Origin of the sequence: Aeromonas sp. HMWF014, assembly GCF_963878295.1 — a bacterium.
GTDB lineage: Bacteria > Pseudomonadota > Gammaproteobacteria > Enterobacterales > Aeromonadaceae > Aeromonas > Aeromonas popoffii.
The window spans coordinates 1-1,567 of the sequence record NZ_CAWNYS010000489.1 but is presented as its reverse complement, the minus strand read 5'-3'; the positions used below and the strand labels follow the sequence as shown (position 1 = coordinate 1,567).

Genomic DNA, 1,567 nt, shown 5'->3' with positions numbered 1-1,567 from the left:
TGCCAGTAGATACCCTGCTCGGCAGCTGCCAGCGCCGTCAGGGCGACCTCGCCCTGCACCCCGACCAGCGGCACCCAGATGGCGACGCGGCCATCCTCCAGCGAGTGCCACAGCAGACGGCTCCCCTCGCTGACCGGGCTGGCCAGCCAGGCTGTCGGGGTCAACCAGTCAGGCTGACGGGCGGGCCCTTGCCCCCCTGCTGGTATTGGCACCCCGGCCTCTTGCAGTCGGGTCACCACCTGGGGCAACAGGGGCCGAATGGCGGCCGCATCCTGCTGCTGCCGCGCCAGCGAGGGCAGCCAGCGACTGAGGGAGACAAAGTCCCGCAATGCGCCACTGTCTTTAAGCTCGACCAGCTGGCCATCCAGTCGCTCCAGCCGTTGCAGCGCCTGCTCGGCATCCGTGCCTGTCACCAGAAAACCCTGCATGCCCCCCTGCTGACCGGTCAGGGCCTTGATCTGGTTCTCCTGCGCCTGCAGTTCCACCGGCAAGGGTTGCAGCCGGCGTATGTCGTCATCCACCTGCAGTTGGCTGATGCCAAGGGTGGCCAGCAGCAGGCAGAGCAGCGGCAGGCCAATGCGCACCAGGCGACGCTGCTGCCAGGCACTGAGCCAGGCCATCAGCAGTGGCTGGCTGCGCAGGGGCCGGGTCGGCAGGGGGCCCGACCAGCGCGGGAACAGACAGAGCACAGTGATGAAAGCGCTGAACAGGCCCGCCAGTGCGCACACCGCCAGCTGTTGCAGCCCGGGGAAGGGGGCGAGCCAGAGCAGGCCATAGCCGATCAGGGTCGTCAGCACCGCCAGCGAGAGGCTCGGCAACAGCCGTAGTCGGGTCTGATGCGGCGTCTCGTCGTCGCCGTGCAGCCGTCGCTCGCACAGGAAATGGATGGCGTAGTCGATGGCGATGCCGATGAGGCTGCTGCTGATTACCAGGGTGAAGAGATGGATCTCGCCAAACAGGATGAGCACAGTGCCCAGCCCCCACATCAGTCCCACGCAGATGGGCAGCAGGGAGAGCAGCAGCGCCCGGGTCGAGCGAAATACGCCCCAGATAAGCAGAATGACGCCGATCATGGAGCCAAGCCCTATGGTGGAGATGTCCTGCTGGGCCAGGTTGCTAGCGTGCTGGCTGTAGAAAAGGGTGCCACGGCGCAGCAGCTCGGCACCGGGATAGGCTTCGGCCAGCCGGTGCTCGGCGTTGTCGAGTGCCCTCAGCAACCCCTGGTTGCGCTGGATATCAAAGGCGGAGAGATCCAGCTCGGCCCGCACCATGAACCAGTCGCGACCCGCCTTGTCCCGGCTGACCAGCCAACCCTCCTTGAGTTGCATGGGGCCGCGAGCCTCTGCCAGCACCCCGGCCCGGGTCAACAACAGCGGATCGCTCTGCCACTCGGCGCGGGAAACGCCGCCAAAGGGCGAGTAGATTTGGCCAAGCACCCATTGGCTCCAGCCCTCGGCGCCAGCCGCCAGCCGGACCCGGCCCGCTTCATCCATCCGCTGCCAGGCGAGATCGCGCAGATAGCCCTGCCAGGCGGGGGCCAGCTCGGGCTGATAGCCCTTGATATGGG

1 protein-coding gene is annotated in these 1,567 nt (G+C 67.0%); it reads right to left on the bottom strand.

All coding sequences use genetic code 11. From position 1 onward, the window contains the following. Positions 1–1,567, bottom strand: a 1,567-nt coding sequence (locus AAC083_RS18890) for an MMPL family transporter (protein ID WP_108537424.1), incomplete at both ends; no start/stop codon positions are given.